Origin of the sequence: Streptomyces sp. NPDC002057 (assembly GCF_040296665.1) — a bacterium.
GTDB lineage: Bacteria > Actinomycetota > Actinomycetes > Streptomycetales > Streptomycetaceae > Streptomyces.
Window position 1 is genome coordinate 56540 of sequence record NZ_JBEOXR010000034.1, and the last position, 20582, is coordinate 77121.

The 20582-nt window shown below is 72.7% G+C and carries 19 protein-coding genes and 7 tRNA genes; 13 read left to right on the forward strand and 13 right to left on the reverse strand.

Features of this window, described 5'->3' with window-relative positions; genetic code table 11:
• Positions 1-19 precede the first annotated feature (19 nt).
• Entirely contained in the window at positions 20-313 is a 294-nt protein-coding gene (locus ABT129_RS24505) for a TFIIB-type zinc ribbon-containing protein (protein ID WP_053644148.1), read from the forward strand.
• A gap of 52 nt (positions 314-365) precedes the next feature.
• On the opposite strand, the gene ABT129_RS24510 is transcribed toward ABT129_RS24505, so the two are convergent.
• The 5 genes from ABT129_RS24510 to ABT129_RS24530 form a co-directional block, all read right to left on the reverse strand.
• A tRNA-Val gene (locus ABT129_RS24510) sits at positions 366-440 on the reverse strand.
• Positions 441-479: 39 nt separating this feature from the next.
• Positions 480-551 (reverse strand) — tRNA-Val (locus ABT129_RS24515).
• Between the two features lie 34 nt (positions 552-585).
• Positions 586-657: transfer RNA gene (locus tag ABT129_RS24520), tRNA-Val, on the reverse strand.
• A gap of 1 nt (position 658) precedes the next feature.
• A tRNA-Cys gene (locus tag ABT129_RS24525) sits at positions 659-732 on the reverse strand.
• A gap of 39 nt (positions 733-771) precedes the next feature.
• Positions 772-844, reverse strand: a tRNA-Gly gene (locus ABT129_RS24530).
• Positions 845-1100: 256 nt separating this feature from the next.
• On the opposite strand from ABT129_RS24530, the gene ABT129_RS24535 reads away from it, so the two are divergent.
• From ABT129_RS24535 to ABT129_RS24545, 3 genes are read left to right on the forward strand one after another with little or no spacing between them, the layout of a single operon-like run.
• Complete coding sequence (locus ABT129_RS24535) at positions 1101-2168, forward strand: chorismate-binding protein (protein WP_351905384.1); 1068 nt, start codon at positions 1101-1103, stop codon at positions 2166-2168.
• Entirely contained in the window at positions 2165-2995 is an 831-nt protein-coding gene (locus ABT129_RS24540) for an aminotransferase class IV (RefSeq protein WP_351905388.1), read from the forward strand. The genes ABT129_RS24535 and ABT129_RS24540 overlap by 4 nt, the downstream gene beginning before the upstream one ends.
• 42 nt (positions 2996-3037) lie before the next feature.
• Positions 3038-3877, forward strand: a complete 840-nt coding sequence (locus tag ABT129_RS24545) for a GNAT family N-acetyltransferase (protein WP_351905390.1) — start codon at positions 3038-3040, stop codon at positions 3875-3877.
• A gap of 33 nt (positions 3878-3910) precedes the next feature.
• Here ABT129_RS24545 and ABT129_RS24550 read toward each other — a convergent pair whose 3' ends face one another.
• Positions 3911-4426 carry a DsbA family protein gene (locus tag ABT129_RS24550; RefSeq protein ID WP_351905392.1) on the reverse strand — a complete coding sequence of 172 codons (516 nt, stop codon included), beginning with the start codon at positions 4424-4426 and terminating at the stop codon, positions 3911-3913.
• Positions 4427-4574: 148 nt separating this feature from the next.
• On the opposite strand from ABT129_RS24550, the gene ABT129_RS24555 reads away from it, so the two are divergent.
• On the forward strand, positions 4575-4988 hold the full coding sequence (locus ABT129_RS24555; protein WP_351905394.1) for a hypothetical protein: 414 nt from the start codon (positions 4575-4577) through the stop codon (positions 4986-4988).
• A gap of 111 nt (positions 4989-5099) precedes the next feature.
• Positions 5100-5264 carry a hypothetical protein gene (locus ABT129_RS24560; protein ID WP_351905396.1) on the forward strand — a complete coding sequence of 55 codons (165 nt, stop codon included), beginning with the start codon at positions 5100-5102 and terminating at the stop codon, positions 5262-5264.
• Between the two features lie 70 nt (positions 5265-5334).
• Here ABT129_RS24560 and ABT129_RS24565 read toward each other — a convergent pair whose 3' ends face one another.
• Both ABT129_RS24565 and ABT129_RS24570 read right to left on the reverse strand, forming a co-directional pair.
• The gene (locus ABT129_RS24565; RefSeq protein ID WP_351905398.1) at positions 5335-5892 is read right to left on the reverse strand and encodes a CGNR zinc finger domain-containing protein; all 558 of its coding nucleotides are present in this window, start codon (positions 5890-5892) and stop codon (positions 5335-5337) included.
• Between the two features lie 191 nt (positions 5893-6083).
• On the reverse strand, positions 6084-6497 hold the full coding sequence (locus ABT129_RS24570) for an SsgA family sporulation/cell division regulator (RefSeq protein ID WP_015032345.1): 414 nt from the start codon (positions 6495-6497) through the stop codon (positions 6084-6086).
• Positions 6498-6687: 190 nt separating this feature from the next.
• Between ABT129_RS24570 and ABT129_RS24575 the strand changes: the two genes are divergently transcribed.
• A complete protein-coding gene (locus ABT129_RS24575) occupies positions 6688-7110 on the forward strand; it encodes a TIGR02611 family protein (RefSeq protein ID WP_351905400.1) in 423 nt (140 codons plus the stop codon).
• 54 nt (positions 7111-7164) lie between these two features.
• Positions 7165-7239: transfer RNA gene (locus ABT129_RS24580), tRNA-Val, on the forward strand.
• Between the two features lie 52 nt (positions 7240-7291).
• On the opposite strand, the gene ABT129_RS24585 is transcribed toward ABT129_RS24580, so the two are convergent.
• The gene (locus tag ABT129_RS24585; RefSeq protein WP_351905402.1) at positions 7292-9856 is read right to left on the reverse strand and encodes an SCO7613 C-terminal domain-containing membrane protein; all 2565 of its coding nucleotides are present in this window, start codon (positions 9854-9856) and stop codon (positions 7292-7294) included.
• A gap of 141 nt (positions 9857-9997) precedes the next feature.
• On the opposite strand from ABT129_RS24585, the gene ABT129_RS24590 reads away from it, so the two are divergent.
• A tRNA-Val gene (locus tag ABT129_RS24590) sits at positions 9998-10069 on the forward strand.
• 48 nt (positions 10070-10117) lie between these two features.
• Here ABT129_RS24590 and ABT129_RS24595 read toward each other — a convergent pair.
• On the reverse strand, positions 10118-10846 hold the full coding sequence (locus ABT129_RS24595) for a 3'-5' exonuclease (RefSeq protein WP_351905404.1): 729 nt from the start codon (positions 10844-10846) through the stop codon (positions 10118-10120).
• 121 nt (positions 10847-10967) lie between these two features.
• Here ABT129_RS24595 and ABT129_RS24600 point away from each other — a divergent pair, with 121 nt between their 5' ends.
• From ABT129_RS24600 to thrS, 3 genes are all read left to right on the forward strand, one after another.
• Positions 10968-11534, forward strand: coding sequence for a DUF4365 domain-containing protein (locus tag ABT129_RS24600; protein ID WP_351905406.1), 567 nt, complete (start codon positions 10968-10970; stop codon positions 11532-11534).
• The gene (locus ABT129_RS24605; RefSeq protein WP_351905408.1) at positions 11534-12853 is read left to right on the forward strand and encodes a serine/threonine-protein kinase; all 1320 of its coding nucleotides are present in this window, start codon (positions 11534-11536) and stop codon (positions 12851-12853) included. Before ABT129_RS24600 ends, ABT129_RS24605 begins: the two co-directional genes overlap by 1 nt.
• A 147-nt stretch (positions 12854-13000) precedes the next feature.
• Positions 13001-14977 (forward strand): threonine--tRNA ligase, encoded by a 1977-nt coding sequence (thrS, locus tag ABT129_RS24610; RefSeq protein WP_351905410.1) that lies wholly within the window; start codon positions 13001-13003, stop codon positions 14975-14977.
• A 17-nt stretch (positions 14978-14994) separates the two neighbouring features.
• Here thrS and ABT129_RS24615 read toward each other — a convergent pair whose 3' ends face one another.
• A complete protein-coding gene (locus tag ABT129_RS24615) occupies positions 14995-15696 on the reverse strand; it encodes a potassium channel family protein (RefSeq protein WP_351905412.1) in 702 nt (233 codons plus the stop codon).
• Positions 15697-15761: 65 nt separating this feature from the next.
• Between ABT129_RS24615 and ABT129_RS24620 the strand changes: the two genes are divergently transcribed.
• The gene (locus ABT129_RS24620; protein ID WP_351905414.1) at positions 15762-16325 is read left to right on the forward strand and encodes an HIT family protein; all 564 of its coding nucleotides are present in this window, start codon (positions 15762-15764) and stop codon (positions 16323-16325) included.
• Positions 16326-16410: 85 nt separating this feature from the next.
• Here the strand turns inward: ABT129_RS24620 and ABT129_RS24625 are convergent, their stop codons facing one another.
• Together ABT129_RS24625 and ABT129_RS24630 are read right to left on the reverse strand one after the other, a co-directional pair.
• Positions 16411-18069 (reverse strand): AbeC-like domain-containing protein, encoded by a 1659-nt coding sequence (locus ABT129_RS24625; protein ID WP_351905416.1) that lies wholly within the window; start codon positions 18067-18069, stop codon positions 16411-16413.
• A 186-nt stretch (positions 18070-18255) separates the two neighbouring features.
• A complete protein-coding gene (locus tag ABT129_RS24630; protein WP_351905418.1) occupies positions 18256-20451 on the reverse strand; it encodes an elongation factor G-like protein EF-G2 in 2196 nt (731 codons plus the stop codon).
• Positions 20452-20582: the final 131 nt, after the last annotated feature.

Genomic DNA, 20582 nt, shown 5'->3' on the forward strand with positions numbered 1-20582 from the left:
TCAGGGAGTTGAGCCGACCATGCAGTGTCCCAAGTGCCATGCGGCCATGCACACGTACAACCGCAACGGCGTCCAGATCGAGCAGTGCAGCGGCTGCCGCGGGATATTCCTGGACTACGGCGAGCTGGAGGCCCTGACCCGCCTGGAGTCCCAGTGGGTCCAGCAGGCCCCGCCGGCGCCGCCCGCCCCGCAGGCCTACCCGGCGCAGCCCGCCCCGGCCGCTCCCGCCTGGGGCGCCCCGCACCACGGTGGCCACCACGGCGGCGGTCACTACCGCCAGCGCGGTTTCGGCCGGATGCTCTTCTCCTCCTGACCGGGGGTACGAAGAAGCCCCCGGCCGCGAGATGCGGCCGGGGGCTTCTTGGTGGTGCGCGATACTGGGATTGAACCAGTGACCTCTTCCGTGTCAGGGAAGCGCTCTCCCGCTGAGCTAATCGCGCGGGGTGCACACGAACATACCCGAAGGTCTGCGTACTGCGTGCGCGATACTGGGATTGAACCAGTGACCTCTTCCGTGTCAGGGAAGCGCTCTCCCGCTGAGCTAATCGCGCGGGTGATCCGAAGATCCAGGACCCGGGGGTCCAGTGGACGATACTGGGATTGAACCAGTGACCTCTTCCGTGTCAGGGAAGCGCTCTCCCGCTGAGCTAATCGTCCTTGGAGGTGGAGACGGGATTTGAACCCGTGTAGACGGCTTTGCAGGCCGTTGCCTCGCCTCTCGGCCACTCCACCAGGAGTGAATACAGGGGTTCGGGAAGATCCCCCACATCGAGCGGACGACGAGATTCGAACTCGCGACCCTCACCTTGGCAAGGTGATGCTCTACCAACTGAGCCACGTCCGCTTGTCGTTTCCGTTTCGCTTGCGCGTCCCGGCGACGTGTTGAACTCTAGCGGATTCCTGGGCCAGCACAAAAACGCGTTTCCGCAGCGTGCTGACCTGCGCGCCGATCCCGGTGCCCGGCCGGGCGTCCCGGAGGGTTCGCGCCGCGTTCACTCGCCGTGTTTCCCGGGTGGCGCGGAGCCCCCGTCCCACGCGCGCCCTCCGTACGCCGACGCACGCGCCCGCTGTCCCTCCTCAGGCCGACCTAGACTCGATGCGTGCACGACCTTGCTCCTCTGGCCCGCTTCGGCGGCCTCGTCGCGACCGACCTCCGGGACGTCACCCACGACCCCGAAGCCCTGGACTCCGCCGGCTTCTGGGCCGTCTGCGCGGACTTCGAGGGGCGCCTGACCTGCGCCCGCTTCGGAGACGTGCGGCCGGACCCCGTCCCCGCGCCCGTCCCGGGCGCCTGGCGCGGCCCCGCCGCCGGTGACTGGACGTCCTCCCTCGACCGCACCGCGTACACCGCGGGGGTGCGGCGCGTGCGCGAGCACATCGCGCGCGGCGAGGTCTACCAGGCGAACCTCTGCCGGGTGCTGACCGCGCCGCTGCCGGATCCGGCCCTCGCCGACGTCGACGCCCTCACCGCGCTGCTCGCCCGCGGCAACCCCGCCCCGTACGCCGGGACGATCCGTCTCCCCGCCCACGGCGTGGAGATCGCCACCGCCTCTCCCGAGCTCTACCTCCGGCGCGAGGGGGCCCTGATCTCCTCGGGCCCCATCAAGGGGACCGGTCGCACCGAGGCCGACCTGCTGCCCAAGGACCACGCGGAGAACGTGATGATCGTCGACCTGGTCCGCAACGACCTGGGGCGCGTCAGCGAGACCGGCTCCGTCGCCGTCCCCGCCCTCTGCGCGGTCGAGGAGCACCCCGGCCTCGTCCACCTCGTCTCCACGGTCACCGGTCTGCTGCGCGAGGACGCCGGCTGGCCCGGGCTGCTGGACGCCACCTTCCCGCCCGGCTCCGTCACGGGCGCGCCCAAGTCGAGTGCGCTGCGGATCATCGAGGCGCTGGAGACCGCGCCCCGCGGCCCCTACTGCGGAGGCGTCGGCTGGGTCGACGCCGACGCGGGCACCGCCGAGCTGGCCGTCGGCATACGCACCTTCTGGATCGACCGCCCCGAGGGCGTGCTGCGCTTCGGCACCGGTGCCGGGATCACCTGGGGGTCCGACCCGGAGCGGGAGTGGGAGGAGACCGAGCTCAAGGCGGCCCGGCTCGTCGCGATAGCGTCGGGCGCCTACGATTCAGGCGCCCTTGAGGCGAGCGGAAAGGCCATTTCTCGATGAAACTCTGGGTCAACGGCGGGCTGCACGACGCGGAGACCGCGCTGGTCTCCGTGCTGGACCACGGACTGACCGTCGGCGACGGGATCTTCGAGACGGTGAAGGCCGTCCGAGGAGAAACGTTTGCTCTGACGCTTCACCTGGAGCGGCTCACCCGCTCCGCCCGAGGTCTCGGCCTGCCCGACCCGGACCTCGACGAGGTCCGCCGAGCCTGCGCCGCCGTCCTCGAAGCCAACCCGATGGAACTCGGCCGGCTGCGCGTCACGTACACCGGCGGCCTCTCCCCGCTCGGCTCCGAGCGCGGGGACGCGGGCCCCAGCCTGGTCGTCGCCCTCGGCGAGAGCAGCCGTCGCGCCGACTCCACCGCCGTGGTCACCGTGCCCTGGACCCGCAACGAGCGCGGCGCCCTCACCGGTCTCAAGACCACCTCGTACGCCGAGAACGTGGTCGCCCTCGCCAGGGCGCGCGAGCACGGGGCGACCGAGGCGCTCTTCGCCAACACCGTCGGGCAGCTCTGCGAGGGCACCGGCTCCAACGTCTTCGTCGTGGTCGACGGCCGGATCCTCACCCCGCCCGTCTCCTCCGGCTGCCTCGCCGGCATCACCCGTGCCCTCGCCGTGCGGTGGACCGGCGCGCGGGAGACCGACCTGCCGCTGGACGTCCTGGAGAGCGCCGAGGAGATCTTCCTGACCTCGACCCTCCGTGACGTGCAGGCCGTCCACCGGGTCGACGGACGCGAGCTGAGCCCCGCGCCCGGTCCGGTCACCGCCAAGGCCATGCGGATCTTCGACGAGAACGCCGCCCGGGACCGGGACCCGCGCCTCGCGTAAAACCTGATGACGGACGGCCCCGGGGTGGGTAGAACACCCATGATGACCACCACCCTGCGGCCGGCCGAGCCGCTACAGCAGAGGCCCGACGGCGGCCGTTCCCGCACCTACGACGTGTGTGTGAACAGCCGCCGTGTCGGTTCCGTCCATCTCTCCACCGACCCCGGCTTCGGCGCCGCCGCCGGCGTGATCGGCCGGCTCCTGGTCGACGAACCGGACCGTGGACGGGGCCGGGGCACGGTCGCCGCGCTCGCCTCCGAGGAGGTGCTGCGGGGCTGGGGCTGCGTCGAGGCGCAGATCTCGGTGCCCGCCGACGCCGGGGCGGCGCTGCGGATGGCCGACGCGCTCGGGTACACCGAGCGCAGCCGGAACATGGTCAAGGAGCTGTCCGCCGAGCCGCCGGCCCTGCCCGAGGGCGTCGAGGTGCGGCCGATGACCGAGGCCGAGTTCGGGGAGTGGGAGGTCCGCGCCAAGGACGGCTTCGCGCGCAGCTGGATCGACCGCGGCGTCCCCGAGGCCCAGGCCCGGGCCAAGGCGGAGAGCAGTCACGCGAGGTTCCTGCCGCGGGGCCTGGCGACCCCCGGCGTCGCGATCCACGTGGTCGTACGGGACGGGCTGCCCGCCGGTCACCTCTGGACCGGCCGGATCGAGCTGGAGCCGGAGCGGTGGGCGGCCTTCGTGTACGACATCGAGGTCGCCGAGGGACAGCGCGGACGCGGCTACGGCCGGGCGCTCATGCTGCTCGCCGAGCGGGTCGCGCGGGAGGCCGGGGAGACCCGGCTCGGACTGCACGTCTTCGCGGGCAACACCCCGGCGATCCGGCTGTACGAGTCGCTCGGCTTCCGTACGACCCACGTCAACAGCGCGAAGGAGTTGCGCTAGACGCCGGCGGACGGGTCGGGTGTGCGGTCGGGGTCAGGCGCCGAGCAGACGGTCGGCGATCTCCTCGATCCGTCCGCGCAGACCGTCCTGGCTCTGGCCGCCGTCCAGACGCTCGCCGCCGATGACGTAGGTGGGGGTGCCGGTGACCTTGATCGCCTTGCCCTCGGCCTCGTCGGCGTCGACGGTCAGCAGATGCCGGCCGTCGATCAGGGCGGTGTCGAACTCCTCGGCGTCCAGGCCCAGTTCGCCGGCGATCTCCATGAGCACCGGCTCGCCCCGCTCGCCCAGCTCGGCGGTCCTGGCGAGCAGCGCCTCCACGTAGGGCCAGCCCTTGCCCTGCTCGACGGCCTCCTCGGCGGCCTGGGCGGCCGCGTACGCGTGCTTGTGCTTCGCGAGCGGGAAGTGGCGCAGCTGGACGTCGAGCCGGTCGCCGTACTTCTCGCGGAGCGCGTGGACGTCGTCGAGGGCCTGGAAGCAGTCGGGGCACTGGAGGTCGAACCACGCCTCGAGGACGACGGGGGAGGCGGGTGCGGTGGTGGAGTCACTCATGACAGCAGTCTCCCCCACCGGGACCTGGGGAGGAGATCCGGTCGGGGTGACCCGGAGATCTCCCTGAGACCGGCCTCGGGCCATGGCCCGAGGCGGCCTCGGCGGTGCAGGATGGAAGGGACGTATCACCCGGGACCTGGAGGACCGCATGCTCGCCGAGACGATTTGCTCCGCGGTGTCCGCGGCGGGCCTGGGCATCGCCGCGATCATGGCGTACCGGAAGCGGTTCCTGTCCGCCGCCCGGATCGCGGCCTACGCCCTGGTGCCGCTCGGCCTGGTGATGACGGGGGCCGTCGAGTGGATCGCCGGCACCGCGTTCAGCCCGGTCGCCTGGGCCGGCTTCGGTGTGCTGGGCGCCGCCTGGCTGCTCCTCCTGTCCACCCGGTCCGTCGAGCGGCGCCGGGGCGGCCGGAAGCAGACCACCCGGGGGGCCGAGCCGGGTGCCGTGGCCCCGGGGGCGTCGGCGCCCTCCCGTGCCGTGACGGCGAAGCCGCAGGCCGGCAAGGCCGCCGGAGAGGACTTCAGTGACATCGAGGCGATTCTGAAGAAGCACGGAATCTGATCGCTTCTGGCGATTCCCCTTCCCGTGATCCACGGGAAGGGGTGAACTCCCCTTGCGCTGGAGCGTTTTAGGGGACTTCCGGGGTCCCGGGTGCGCGATCATCCCCCCGAGATGCTGGATACCTCGCGGGACCCCGTCCCCGCCGCCCCCGATGCCCCTGCCGACGAGCCGCGCGGATGTCTGTTCGCGCTCTCCCAGCCACCCCTGATGATCTTCCTGGGGGTGATCGGCTGTCTGCTGCTGATGGCCGCCGTGCACGATCTCTTCGTGCTGTGAGGCATGCGGCGGGGAGTGCGGGGACGCGTGCTGGGACGTCTCCCGCCCCGGCCCCCGCCCCGGCCCCGCCTCAGCCCGCGGCTTCCTTGCGCCGCGCCCGGTAGGCGGCCACGTGCAGACGGTTGCCGCAGGTGCGGCTGTCGCAGTAGCGGCGCGAACGGTTGCGGGAGAGGTCGACGAAGGCCCGGCCGCAGTCCGGCGCCTCGCAGCGCCGCAGCCGCTCCTGCTCGCCCGCCACCACGATGAACGCGAGCGCCATGCCGCAGTCCGCCGCGAGGTGGTCCGCCACGGAGGCGCCCGGCGCGAAGTAGTGCACGTGCCAGTCGTAGCCGTCGTGGTCGGTGAGCTGCGGCGTGGTGCCCGCACCCGCCACGAGCTGGTTGATCAGGGGGGCCGCGATCCGGGCCTCGGGGGCGGAGAAGACCGCCGCGAACTTCTCGCGCACCGCGCGCACGGCCCGGAGATCGCCGGGCCCGAGCTCCCCCACGCCGCTGATCTTGTGCGCCTCCACGAAGGTCCGCAGGCCCTTGAGGTCCGCGAGCTCGTCGGCGCGGTCGCCCTGGGGCGCCGTGTTCATCAGATCGACGACGGTGTCGAGGGCGATCCGGGTGTCGTGGGGGATCAGCACGATTCGCTCCCTGGCCGGCCGCGGGCGGGCGCCCGCGGAATGGCGCTGACTTTAGCGCGACCGGGAAAAGGACACCGGCGCCCACCACCGCGCCGGCTGCGCGGTGGGAGCGCCGGATGTCGTGCCTATGTGGCTGCCCGCGCGGCGCCGTCGCCCCGAGTCGGACGGCGCCGTGCGGCTCTCGGCCTGGCTCAGCTGTCGGCCAGGATGTGGGAGAGCTCCGTGTCGAGATCGAAGTGCCGATGCTCGGTGCCCGGTGGCACGGCGGCGTCGGTCCTCTTCAGGAACGACTCCAGGGCCCTCGCCGGGGCCTCGAGCAGGGCTTCTCCCTCGGGGGAACTCAACGCGATGCAGACGACTCCCTGACCGTGACTACGGGATGGCCAGACACGGACGTCGCCCGTGCCGGTGGGCCGGTGCAGCCCCTCGGCGAGAAGGTCGCGGGCGAAGACCCACTCGACCGTCTCCTCGGCTCCGGTGTGGAAGGTGGCGTGCACGGCATAGGGATCGGCCGTGTCATACCGCAGGCCCGCGGGTACAGGCAGTGAGGACTCGCTCGACACAACGAGGCGCAGGTGCAGCTCGCAGCTGACCGTGGTGTTCATAAGCGCCAGGGCCTTTCGCTCAGTGTGCGCTCGGGGATTCGCACGTCGGCGAAATCGACATGCCACCTCCAGTGCCGTTGTAAACCCCTCTGTCGGTTTTGTGATCGTTCAGGTAGCTCGTATGGGTGCGTGTGACCTGCGGTAATACCGCCATTCCGGCGACGGCTCGCCGTCCGGTAAGTTGGGAGGCATGAATGCGGAGAGTGACGAGCGCACCGGGGAGTCCGCAGACGGCCAGGAAGCCGAACTGGGATCCCGCGCACCGGAGTTCATCAAGTCCCGACGAGGCCTGCACCTGAGCTGGCAGGTCGGCGTCTTCGTCGTGGGTCTGGCGGTGGTCGGCGCCGGAGTCCTCATGCTGGTGCTCCCGGGCCCCGGCTGGCTGGTCATCTTCGGCGGCATGGCGATCTGGGCGACCGAGTTCGTCTGGGCCCAGCTCGTGCTCCGCTGGACCAAGCGCAAGGTCACCGAGGCCGCCCAGCGCGCCCTCGACCCGAAGGTCCGCCGCCGGAACATCATCCTGACCACCGTCGGCCTGGTGATCGTCGCCGTCCTGCTCGGCGTCTACCTCTGGAAGTTCGGCTTCGTCATGCCGTGGAAGATCAGCGAGTGACCCTCGGATGGTGCGGGAGCCCCGCTGACATGCGGTAATGTTTGCGGTGCACCGGGGCGATTAGCTCAGTGGGAGAGCACTTCGTTCACACCGAAGGGGTCACTGGTTCGAACCCAGTATCGCCCACCACCCGGCCCGAAGGCCCGAGACGAATCACCGTCCCGGGCCTTCGGCGTTTCCGTCACCGCATCCGCGCGACCCGGTCCCGGAGCCTCCGGGCGTCCCGCAGCCGCTGCTCGTAGGTGGCACCCACCGCGAGCAGCAGGAGCCCGGCGAGGGCCGGCGGCAGCCAGCGCGGCAGCGCGCCCACCACCTGCACCACGTACGGCGCCAGCTCGTGCAGCCCGTCCAGGGCCAGCACCGTGCCACCGAGGACCAGCAGCGCCTGGAGCCGGAACCGCGCGCCCAGCAGCGTCACCGCGAGCGCCACGACCCCCAGGACCAGCGGGCGCGCCCACTCGGGGTCCGTCCAGGCCGCGAAGAGGCTGGGCAGCAGCGTCGCCGCGAGACCGGGGCCGTACGCCGTCCAGGACGAGGCCTCCGGGTCCCGGCGCCGCCGCAGGAACCCGACCACCAGGGCGGGCACGGTCACCGGCAGCGTGTACGCCTCCGGCGTCGTCACGTCCCAGACCGCCAGCCGCACCCAGGTGGCGAGCAGGAACAGCGCCGCCGCCGTCCAGGAGGCGAACCGGCGCCGCTCCGGCCGCACCGCCGTCGCCGCCGCGATCACCCCGCCGAGGGCCAGGGCGAGCGCGAGGAAGGCCGGCCGGGACACGGCGATCCCGAGGGCGAGCAGCCCCACGGCCCCGCCCGTGATCTCCACCGCCAGGGCCACCGGGCGCGGAGCCCGGGAGCCGAGGGCGGCGGTCGCCGCCGGGACGAGCAGCAGCGCGAGCGCCGTCCAGTGGTCCTCGAACCCGCCGGCGGCGGCCACCGCGAACACGAGCCCCGTCGCCGTGAGCACCGCCCCACAGGCCGAGACCACCCGGCGCGCGTCACCGCCGAGCACCGCCACGCTCGTGAGGAGCACCAGCACCACCCCGAGCGCGGCGAACGTGGCCCCCCGCACGTCCAGGGCCAGGGCGACCGCGCTCACGGCGGACGCCAGCCCGCCGGCGTACGCGCTCCACCCGAGGACGGTCCCCGGCTCGACGGCGGACGGCTGCCGTTCCGGCCGCTTGGGCGCCCAGGAGGCCCACGGCACGCCGGGGCCGAGGGCGTCCGGCGGAGCCCCCGGCCCGCCGGCCGGTGTCCCGGGGGCCTCGGCCGGGCGCAGACCGCGGGCGAGCGGGCCCGGACGGACGGCGCAGGCCAGCGCCGCGGCGCTGGTGAGGAGCTGGAGGGAGAGCGTCGCCGCGTACGGCAGGCCGAGGGAGACCGGCAGCGCGGTCAGGACCGCCCAGACCAGGACCAGGGCGCCGCAGCGTGCCCACAGCCGGGGGAGGGCCGCGAGAACGCCGGCGGCCACCGCGAGGACCAGGACGGCCGTCGCCGGGTACGAGGCCAGGGCGCGCCCGGCGTGCTCGCCCGACCAGACCTCCGTCGTCCGGGCCAGCGGCCCCAGCAGGCCCGCCGCCACCGGCGGCAGCGCCCACGCGACCCCGAGCGCCGCCACCCCGGCTCCCGCACCGGCGAGGCCGAGCCGGACTCCGTCCGGCAGACGCACCCCGGCCGCACGGGCTCCGTCGGGGCCGGCGACCGCGTCGTTCGGCGTCGGCCGCCCGGCCCCCGCCGGTCCCGCCGGTCCCGCCGGCGCGCCCGCCGCGCCGGCGCGCCACACCGACGCCAGGGCGAGCCCGCACAGGACGTACGCCGGCACGGTCCACTCCGCCGGGACGGCCCCCCTCAGCAGGCCGCCCACGGCCGTCACGACCGTCAGACCCGCGACCACCGCCCCCGCCACCGACAGCGCGGGCGTCCGCCAGGCCACGTACAGCGTCACCGCCGCGCCCGCCAGGAGCAGCGGTGCGCCGCTCCACGGCGCGGTGAGCGAGAGCCAGCCGCCGGTCAGGAGCGCCCAGCCGCCCAGCACCGTCGCACCGGTGGCCGCCGTGATCCGGACCGAAGCCGGCCGGGTCCACAGCGCCAGGGCCCCGTCCGCCGCGGCCGTGACCAGCGCCGCCCACGCGAAGGCCGTCGGCCCGCCGCCGGCCGCGAGCACCCCGAGCGGCAGCGGCAGCTGGCCGGCGACCACGGCCGCGGGCAGCGGCATCCGCAGCCGGGACAGCGCCGATCCGTACGCCGCCCACGCCCCCGCGAGGACGGCGGCGGCCACCGCCGTGTACCCGAGGCCGTCCGTCTCCGGCAGCGCCACCCGGTGCAGCGCGTACGCGTCGAGCACCATCAGGACCAGACCCAGCGCCGCCACCGACTCCGCCGTCGACACGAGGCTCCGGCGCAGCAGGGCCACGGGCGCCACCAGGGCCGCCGACGTCACCGCGGACAGGACCGCGGCGCGGCCGCCGATCCCCATCGAGCCCCAGCTCACCAGGGTGAAGGCGACCGCCGCGATCGTCAGCAGGGTGCCGCCGAGCGTGAGCAGCACGTTCTGCGCGCTCCGCGGCGTCGAGTCCGCCACCGGCGGGCGGGGACGCGCCGTCGCCGCCCTCGCCGGCGCGGCCGGCGCGTGCAGCACCTGGAGAAGCCAGGCCCGCCGGGCCAGCAACTGGGACCGGCGTGTGTCGAGTTGGGCCAGCTCACGGTCGACGAGCACCAGCTCGTCCGCGGGCGGCAGGGAGTTGTCCATGTCCGGAGTGTGGCCCGGGCCACACCCGGCGGGAATGCGTCCCGGTACTCATCTTCCGCCGCTTCCCGCCTGAGTACCCCGGGCGCCGGACGGCCGGTTTGAACGGAGGGCGCGAAGGCCTGTATGGTTCAACCCGTTCCCGGGCGATTAGCTCAGCGGGAGAGCACTTCGTTCACACCGAAGGGGTCACTGGTTCGATCCCAGTATCGCCCACCGGGTAGAGGCCGGTCCGTCGAAAGACGGACCGGCCTCTGTCATGTGTCAGGCCGCCGTGCCCAGTTCCGGCCGCAGCGGCCACGCCGGGTCCACGGTCTCCGGCGTCCCCTGCCGGGTGAACCAGGCCTGGAGCCCCCGCGCCTGCGCCGCGTGCCATACCGCCTGCAGCGTGTGGAGCTCCGCCGGGGTCAGCCGTTCGAGCCGGGACGAGAAGCGCCGCGCCACCGCCCGTACGACATCGAGCGCCGCCGTCGCGTCCGCCGCCGCGTCGTGCGCGCCCGCCAGCTCCACCTCGTAGAACGCGCACAGGTCCGTGAGCGTGCGCCGGCCCTTGCGGTAGCGGTCCAGGTGCTTGTCCAGGACCCGCGGGTCGAGCACGCACAGCGGGGTGCTCGCCAGGTAGTCGCCGAGCGTGGACGCCCGGTGCCTGCGCAGCTCCCGGTCGAGGATCGTCAGATCGAACGGCGCGTTCATCACCACCAGCGGACGGCCCGCCGCGATCTGCTCGGACAGCGCGCGCGCCACCTCCTCCATCACCGGAGCCGGCCAGCGGCCGTTCCGCTGGAGGTGCTCGTCCGTCAGACCGTGCACGGCGGTGGCCCCCTCGGGCACCGGTATGCCCGGATTGACCAGCCAGCGCGTCACCCGCGGACGGGCTCCCGCGGTGTCCTGCACGACCAGTGCGGCCGAGACGATCCGGTCGCCCTCGACGTCGACTCCCGTGGTCTCCGTGTCGAAAGCGGCCAGGGGCCCTTCGTACCAGTGCATCGTCATCCCTGAACTCCCTGCACACGTGCGGCAGATGGCCAACCCCCTGCCCCGAAACGGTGATACCCGGACTGTTTGCGCCGTACGCGGACCGGTCACAACACAAGGGACGGGGAAGGAAATCGACATGGCGCTCGCCCAGCCCGAGTCGGGAGGGCTGCCGCCCCAGCGGCTGGCACCGACGCGCGGCTCACTCGCCACCACCGCCTGCATGGAGACCCTTCAGGTGGGCTACCTGCACGCGGTCGCCGCCGCGGCCGGCTGCTCGCTCTCCCAGCCGTTTCCGGACAACGGCATCGACTGGCACGTGAGCCACAGCGCTCCCGCGCACACCGTCGACGACGAGGTGACCATCAAGGTGCAGCTCAAGTGCACCTACCAGATACCGCCGCGCCCGCCCGGGAGCACCTTCTCGTTCACTCTCGACAACGACCACCTGGTGAAGCTCGCCAGGACCCCGGTCTCCGTGCACAAGATCCTCGTCGTGATGCTCGTCCCGAGGTCACAGGAGGACTGGCTGAGGGCCGGCCACGACCGGCTCGACCTGCGGCACTGCTGCTACTGGATCAACCTGGCCGGACACCCGGTCACGGGACGGCGCCGGACCACCGTGCGCATACCGACGGCACGGATCTTCGACGACCGGGCGCTCTGCGAGATCATGACCCGGGTCGGCGTGGGAGGGAGACCTTGATGCACCGACCGATCGACGAACCGAGGTTCGGGGAGGAGGGGACCGGGGCCGGACACGGCCCCGTCTCCGTTCCCCCGCCCTACCGGCCCCACCCGGCGCCCGGCGACACCCCCGGCCCGTGGACCGGGGTCCCCGCCCCGCCCGCCGGCCCCTGGGCGGACAGCCAGGGCGCGCCCGACCCCGGCCGGGTCGACCCGCGCGTCCTCGGCGCCCTCCTCGCCCGCCACGGCTGGCGCAGGCGCGGCGGGGCGGCCGGCCGCTACAGCCGCTGGACGCCCCCCGGCCCCGGCACGGGCACCAGCCTCCTCGTCCCCGAGAGCCGCGCCTTCCCGGACTGCGAGGACCTCCTCGGCGAGGCGCTCACCGCCCTCGCCCGCAGCGGCACGCCCTCCGCGCGCGAGGTCCTCACCGGCCTCGCCGTGCCCAGCGACGAGATCCGCTGGTGGCGCGACGTGCCCCCGGGCCCGGCCGGCACCGTCCCCTGGACCGTGCAGGAGCAGCTCAGGTCCGCCGCCCGTCAGCTGCTCCTCGCCGGCGCCCTCGCGGTGCGCGGCCGGGCCGGCTACTACGGGGCCCGGCACCGGCGCCCGGCCCAGGCCTCCCTGGAGACCGTCGTCGTCGGCGCGGCGCCCGGCGGCCGCGGCCTGACCGCCTTCCTGCCCGTCGAGCCGGGCCGCCCGATCGCGGTCCGGCTCTACCACGCGCTCCACGCCGCCCGTGAGGCCACCGACTACCAGCGGGCCACCGGTGGCATGGAGGCCTTCGACGCCGCCGTCGAGGCGGGCGTCAGCCGGGAACTCACCGAGGCGCTCGTCGCCCTCGTCCGCGGCACCGAGGGCGCCCGCGTCGCCCTGGAGTGGGCCCCGTCGGCGGGGGCGCCCGCGGGGTGCGCCGCCCGGCCCGAACCGGTCGAGTTCTCGCCCGGCGACCTGCCCGCCCTGCGCGAGGCGAGCGCCCGCTACCTGACCGACGAGCCGTCCGTGCCGGTACGGCTCACCGGCGCCGTCGTCCGCATGCGCCGCTCCGGGCCGCGCGGCGAGGGCACCGTGCGCCTCCGGGTGCTCGGCGGGGCGGAGGTCCCGCACGTCCGCGTCACCCTCGACGAGGAGGCGTACCGCACCGCGGGCCACGCCCACCTCGTCGGCCTCCCGATCCGGGTGGTGGGCCGCCTGGAGAGCCGGGGCGGCTTCCGCCGCCTCACCGACGCCTCCGGGGTGGTCCCCGTCCAGGTCGACGAGACGGAACGGGACCGGCTGATGAAGGCGCTCCAGGAGAATCTCGACTTCTTCGAGGAGGCCTGCGGCCCCGACGAGGGATAGCTCCGGACCCCCACGAGCTGCGGGAAACCGTTTCGCGGGCGGGTCGGTCGCCTCGGTAGGATCGGCGGTGCGCGGCACCTCGTCTCTGTCGCGCACCGTCGGCGCCGGCACCTCGTGCCTGCCAGCGCCCCTATGTATGGAGCATTCGTGTCTGATGTCCGTGTGACCGTCCAGTCCGCCTCGGAAGCAGAGGAGAGGGCGGTGAGCGCGGGCACCACCGCCGGCGCCCTGTTCGCCGACGACCGCACCGTCATCGCCGCCCGCGTGGGCGGCGAGCTGAAGGACCTGTCGTACGAGCTCTCCGACGGCGACGTCGTCGAGGGCGTCGAGATCTCCTCCCCGGACGGTCTCGACATCCTGCGCCACTCGACCGCGCACGTCATGGCCCAGGCCGTGCAGGAGCTCTTCCCCGAGGCCAAGCTGGGCATCGGCCCGCCGGTCCGGGACGGCTTCTACTACGACTTCGACGTCGAGAAGCCCTTCACTCCCGAGGACCTCAAGGTCATCGAGAAGAAGATGCAGGAGATCCAGAAGCGCGGCCAGCGCTTCGCCCGCCGCGTGGTGACCGACGAGGACGCCCGCGCCGAGCTGGCGGACGAGCCGTACAAGCTGGAGCTCATCGGCATCAAGGGCTCCGCGTCGACCGACGACGGTGCCAGCGTCGAGGTGGGCGGCGGCGAGCTGACCATCTACGACAACCTCGACGCCAAGACCGGCGACCTGTGCTGGAAGGACCTCTGCCGCGGTCCGCACCTGCCCACCACCCGGAACATCCCGGCGTTCAAGCTGATGCGCAACGCCGCCGCCTACTGGCGCGGCAGCGAGAAGAACCCGATGCTCCAGCGCATCTACGGCACCGCCTGGCCGTCGAAGGAGGAGCTGAAGGCCCACCTCGACTTCCTCGCCGAGGCCGAGAAGCGCGACCACCGCAAGCTCGGCAACGAGCTCGACCTCTTCTCCGTCCCGGACGAGATCGGCTCCGGCCTCGCGGTCTTCCACCCCAAGGGCGGCATCATCCGCCGGGTCATGGAGGACTACTCGCGCAAGCGCCACGAGGAGGAGGGCTACGAGTTCGTCTACTCGCCGCACGCCACCAAGGGCAAGCTGTTCGAGAAGTCGGGTCACCTCGACTGGTACGCCGAGGGCATGTACCCCCCCATGCAGCTCGACGAGGGCGTGGACTACTACCTCAAGCCCATGAACTGTCCGATGCACAACCTGATCTTCGACGCGCGCGGCCGTTCGTACCGTGAACTGCCGCTGCGCCTCTTCGAGTTCGGCACCGTGTACCGGTACGAGAAGTCGGGCGTCGTGCACGGCCTGACCAGGGCCCGCGGCTTCACCCAGGACGACGCGCACATCTACTGCACCAAGGAGCAGATGGCGGAGGAGCTCGACAAGACCCTCACCTTCGTCCTGAACCTGCTGCGCGACTACGGCCTGACCGACTTCTACCTGGAGCTGTCCACCAAGGACCCGGAGAAGTTCGTCGGCTCGGACGAGATCTGGGAGGAGGCCACCGCGGTCCTCCAGCAGGTCGCCGAGAAGCAGGGCCTCCCGCTGACCCCCGACCCGGGCGGCGCCGCGTTCTACGGCCCGAAGATCTCGGTGCAGGCGCGCGACGCCATCGGCCGCACCTGGCAGATGTCGACCGTGCAGCTCGACTTCAACCTGCCGGAGCGCTTCGACCTGGAGTACACCGCCCCGGACGGCACCAAGCAGCGCCCGGTCATGATCCACCGCGCGCTGTTCGGTTCGATCGAGCGCTTCTTCGCGGTGCTCCTGGAGCACTACGCGGGCGCGATGCCGCCGTGGCTGGCCCCCGTCCAGGCGACCGGCATCCCGATCGGTGACGCGCACGTCGACTACCTGTACGAGTTCGCCGCCAAGGCGAAGAAGCAGGGCCTGCGGGTGGAGGTCGACTCCTCCTCGGACCGGATGCAGAAGAAGATCCGGAACGCGCAGAAGCAGAAGGTCCCGTTCATGATCATCGCGGGTGACGAGGACATGGCCGCCGGCGCCGTCTCCTTCCGCTACCGCGACGGTTCGCAGGAGAACGGCATCCCCGTCGACGAGGCGATCGCCAAGCTCGCCAAGGTCGTCGAGGACCGCGTCCAGGTCTGACGCCCCCGGAGCGTGACCTAGGAGGCCCCCGGGGAACCCCCCGGGGGCCTCCCGCCGTCCTCGCCCTCGCCCTCCCGCCGGAACGACTGGATCAGCCAGGACGAGAACGAACCCGTCACCGCGCCGAGCAGGGCGAGGCCGCAGGCCATCATGCCCACCGCGACCACCCTGCCGATGGGCGTCACCGGCACCACGTCGCCGTACCCCACCGTCGCCAGCGTGGCGGAGGCCCACCACACCGCGTCGCCGAAGGTGACGATCGAGGCGCCGGGGGCGTCCACCTCGTACCGGTAGACGGTGAGCGCGCCCGCGAAGCCGAGCAGGGCCACGGTGAGGCCCGAGTAGACCATCACGCGCGCGTAGAGACCGAGCCGCGGTTTGTCGTGGCGGCGCTGGATCTGGTTGTAGATGCTGACCATCCGCACCGGCCGCAGCAGCGGCAGGACCACGACCACCGTGTCCAGGAGGTGGGTGCGGAGGAAGCGGAGCGGGCCCAGGCCGCTGAGCCGGAGCCGTACCGCGTAGTCCGCGACGAAGAGGGCCCAGGAGGCGAGGGTGACCGTGAGACAGAGGTCGAGCCAGCCCTGGGGGAGGCGGTGGTGGGCGAGGATGCGGACCGTGTAGCCCGTCAGATAGACGAGGGAGGCCACGGCGAGCGGTCCTTCCATGCGGCGGTCCCAGCGCTCAAGCCGGGGCGGTTTCGGTGCCCTGTCGCTCATCGGATCAGCATGGCCGCTGCACGGATCTTCCGCCCCGGCGACACGTTCCGAACGGACGACGCAATATGCTGCTCGCCATGACGACTGAGCCGGAGCAGCAGATCGGAGTGGGGACGCAGGACGCGTTCCAGCGCCTGTGGACGCCTCACCGGATGGCGTACATCCAGGGCGAGAACAAGCCCACCGGGCCGGGCGCCGAGGACGGCTGTCCGTTCTGCTCGATTCCGGCGAAGTCGGACGAGGACGGTCTGGTGATCGCCCGGGGCGAGAGCGTGTACACGGTCCTCAACCTGTACCCGTACAACGGCGGTCACCTCATGGTCGTCCCCTACCGTCACGTCGCCGACTACACGGACCTGGACGCGGCGGAGACGGCTGAGCTCGCCGACTTCACCAAGCGCGCGATGGTCGCGCTGCGGGCGGCTTCCGGCGCGCACGGCTTCAACATCGGCATGAACCAGGGCGCCGTCGCGGGCGCCGGGATCGCCGCCCATCTGCACCAGCACGTGGTGCCGCGCTGGGGCGGGGACACGAACTTCATGCCGGTCGTCGGACACACCAAGGTGCTGCCGCAGCTCCTCGCGGACACCCGGAAGATGCTGGCCGACGCCTGGCCGGCCACCGTCTGAGCCGTACGGGACCGGACGCGGCGGATCGGTACGACGGAGGGCCCGGGGCGCGAACGCCGCCCGGGCCCTCCGTCGTACCGTCCCGTCAGGCGTCGTAGACGTCGGCCTTCTTGGGGCCCGGCTCCTGGACGCCGCCGCTGAGGACCAGCGAGCGGTTGACGAAGCGCTCCGTGTCCACGCCGTGCTCGTCGAGCATCTTCAGGGTCGCGGAGTGGACCGCGCGCAGCACCGGCGTCGCCATGCGGATGGCGTCGTCGGCCATGAAGCGGTTCTTCCAGAGCGGTCCGGCCCACACGTGCCGCAGGCCGAAGGGCTCGGGCAGGACCATCTTGCCGCCGAGGAACTCCAGGACCGGCGGGTACCAGGTGAGCGGGGCGCGCACCGCGAGGCGCACGATGTCGTCGGCCACGAGCAGCGGCTGCTGGATCGACTTCGTCTCCCAGAAGCGGACGGCCTTGGAGACCTCCTTGGTCTTGGCCGCGGGCTTCGTGCCGAAGAGGCCGTGCACGGGGCCGAGCGCGTGGCCGGTGACCTCGATCCTGAGCGTGTGGTGGAGCGAGGTCACGGTGACCATCATCGTCAGGACGAGGTTCCCGTCCCAGAGGGTGAACTGGACGCCGAGGTAGTGACGATTGCCCGCGCCGAACTGCTGGTCGTTGCAGATGCGCTGTATCTCGTGCGGCTTCACCTGGAAGTGGACGATGTTGTCGCCCTCGGGGCGGGTGACGGAGTCGGCGCCCTCGCCGACCGCCGAGACGATCCAGTGCTTGACCGTCGGCTTCGGGAAGCCGGTCTTGAGGGAGCCGCGCTCCAGCAGGGTGAGCTGGTCGTGGATCTTGCGGACGACGTCCCAGGCGCGGAAGTCGTGGATCTCCCGGCCGGCCTGCGGGACGAGCTCCTCGGCGAGCGTCCAGCTGCCCCAGCGGGTGCCCAGGCCGAGGATCCCCTTGGGCCCGGCGTAGAACGCGATGTTGGACTGCTGCTCGGCGGAGAGCTTCTCCAGGTTGAGCCGGAGCTCCTCGGCCGCCTTCTCGCTGGGGTCCTTCGGGACGGACTTGGGGATCTGCGCCCCGATGCCACCACCGCTGAGCAGCGCCGTCCAGCGCTCGCGCAGGTCGACGGCGGACCTCTCGCAGATCCGGCGGGCGAGGAACCAGCCGATCACGGGGGCCACGAGCATGGCGCGCAGGTAGTTCGGCAGGATCCCGTGGAAGGGCAGCTTGAGCAGGACGAGCGCGGCCAGGAGCCCGGCCGCCCAAAGGAGCGCGGTGCCGATGGCGCTGGTGCGCTTCCTCTCGGATCCGGCGGCGATCCGGCGGAGCTGGATGACGCCGAGCCAGAGCAGCAGGCCGGGCAGGAAGAGGACACCGCAGACGAAGGTGACCAGGGTGAGCCTGCTGTCACGCTGCCGGCGGATGTGGGTGGCCGCCAGGCAGTGCTCGACCACCGGCTGCGGGTCGGCCCCGAAGGACTGGATCAGGGCGCCGCGACCGCCGCCCAGCATGCGGACCTGGACGGCCCGGGAGAACGCCTCTCCCAGGTCGGGGCGGAAGAGCTTCTCCCATTTCCCGGCCTTGAGTGTTGTCTTGTAGAGCTCGTTGTCCGCGTCCTGAATCGTCTTCAGTTCGCTGTCCCGGTACGCGGCGGACGCGAGCGCGTTCGTCGCTCCCGTGCCACCGCCCGAGCCCACGAGGGGGACCTGCGCCCCGGGTCCGAAGCCATCGATCGCCACTGCCGCCCCCATCGCGCGCGAGTATCTGTGCGGGCTGTTCCCAACTGCCGTGCCCCGCACACCTTCTGAGCTGGGCACCACAGCGTAACCGGGGACCGTCGTGTGCGTCACCGCCTGTGGACATCGAGGCCGAATGACGTCCGCCCGAAGGGCGCCGGGCGGACGGTCACCGTCGTCGCGCGCCAACCCGTTCCGATGTCAGGCCTGTTGGCGGACCCTCTCGGCCAGGTGCGACGGCATCGGCTCGTGCCGTGCGTACGCGCGGTCGAACCTGCCGGTGCCGTGCGACACGGACCGCAGGTCGATCGCGTACCGCCCGATCTCGATCTCCGGCACCTCGGCCCGGACCAGGGTCCGCCCCGGGCCGGCCTGCTCGGTGCCGACGACCCGGCCGCGCCGCCCCGACAGATCGCTCATCACGGGGCCCACGTACTCGTCCGGCACGAGGACCTGGACCTCGGCGACGGGTTCCAGGAGGTGGACGGCGACCTCGGCGGCCGCCTCGCGCAGGGCGAGCGCGCCGGCCGTCTGGAAGGCGGCGTCGGAGGAGTCCACCGAGTGCGCCTTGCCGTCCCGCAGGGTGACGCGGATGTCGACGAGCGGATGGCCGGCGGAGACGCCCTTCGCGGCCTGGGCCCGCACGCCCTTCTCGACGGAGGGGATGAACTGGCGCGGGACCGCCCCGCCGACCACCTTGTCGACGAACTCGATGCCGCTGCCCGGCGGAAGCGGCTCCACGTCGATCTCGCAGATGGCGAACTGGCCGTGGCCGCCGGACTGCTTCACGTGCCGGCCCCGGCCCGCCGAGGTCCCGCCGAAGGTCTCGCGCAGCGCCACCCTGAACGGCACGGCGTCGACCTGCACCCCGTACCGGCCCCTGAGGCGTTCGAGGACGACGTCCTGGTGGGCCTCGCCCAGGCACCACAGCACCACCTGCCGGGTGTCCGGGTTCTGTTCGAGACGCAGGGTCGGGTCCTCGGCGACCAGCCGGGCCAGACCCTGCGACAGCCGGTCCTCGTCGGCCTTGCTGTGGGCCTCGACGGCGAGCGGGAGCAGGGGCTCGGGCATGCTCCACGGCTCGATCAGGAGCGGATCGTCCTTCGCGGAGATCGTGTCGCCCGTCTCCGCCCGGCCGAGCCGGGCCACACAGGCCAGGTCCCCGGCGACGCAGTGCGCCATCGGCCGCTGCTGCTTGCCGAAGGGGGAGGTGAGCCCGCCGATCCGCTCCTCGACGTCGTGGTCCTCGTGGCCCCGGTCGGCCAGGCCGTGACCGGAGACGTGCACGGTCTCGTCGGGGCGCAGGGTGCCGGAGAAGACCCTGACCAGGGAGACCCGGCCCACGTAGGGGTCGGCGGCGGTCTTGACGACCTCGGCGACCAGGGGACCCTCGGGGTCGCAGGTGATCGGGGGCCGGGGGCGCCCGTCGGGGGTGGTGACGGCGGGCGGTTCGTGCTCCAGGGGGGAGGGGAAGCCGCCGGTGATCAGCTCCAGGAGCTCCAGGGTGCCGAGGCCCTGGGTGCCGCCGTCGGCGGCGGGCGCGGCCGCGAGCACCGGGTGGAAGGTGCCCCGGGCGACGGCCTTCTCCAGGTCGTCCACGAGGGTCCTGAGGTCGATCGCCTCGCCGCCGAGGTAGCGGTCCATGAGGCTCTCGTCCTCGCTCTCGGCGATGATCCCCTCGATCAGCCGGGCCCGGGCCTCCGCGAGGGTCCCCCGTCGTTCCTCGTCGGGCGGGCCCTCCTTTCGCACCCCCGTGGAGTAGTCGAAGATCCGCTCCGAGAGCAGGCCGACCAGCCCGGTGGCCGGCGCGTGCCCGTCGGGGGCCTCGTCGCCGTACACCGGGAGGTAGAGGGGGAGCACGGCGTCCGGGTCGTCGCCGCCGAAGAGGGAGGCGCAGACGGCGGTGAGCTCGTCGTAGCCGGTGCGGGCCGTGTCGAGGTGGGTGACGACGATCGCGCGGGGCATGCCGACGGCGGCGCACTCCTCCCAGATCATCCGGGTGGAGGCGGCGACCGCGTCGGCCTCCTGGGCGGCCGAGACGACGAAGAGGGCCGCGTCCGCCGCGCGCAGACCGGCCCTCAGCTCCCCGACGAAGTCGGCGTACCCGGGGGTGTCGAGGAGGTTGATCTTGTACCCGTCCCAGCCGACCGGGACGAGGGAGAGCTGTACGGAGCGGTGCCTGCGGTGCTCGATCTCGTCGTAGTCGGAGACGGTGCCGCCGTCCTCCACGCGCCCCGCCCGGTTGAGCGCGCCGGCGGTCTGCGCGAGCGCCTCGACCAGGGTCGTCTTCCCCGATCCGCTGTGGCCGACCAGCACCACGTTCCGTACGGCCGCGGGCCGGTCGGCCGTCGGAGCCCTGCCGGCGGCCCCGGCGGCCGTGTTCGCCTTGTCACCCATGATGTGTCCTCCCGGCTGCTCGCACGGTGCGGCGGGACGCGGGCGTGGGGGAGTGGTGGGTCGCGGTACGGCTCCGGCGGTGCCCGCGGTGTCCTTCGAGCTTTGCACCGACGCCGGGACGCGTCCATCCG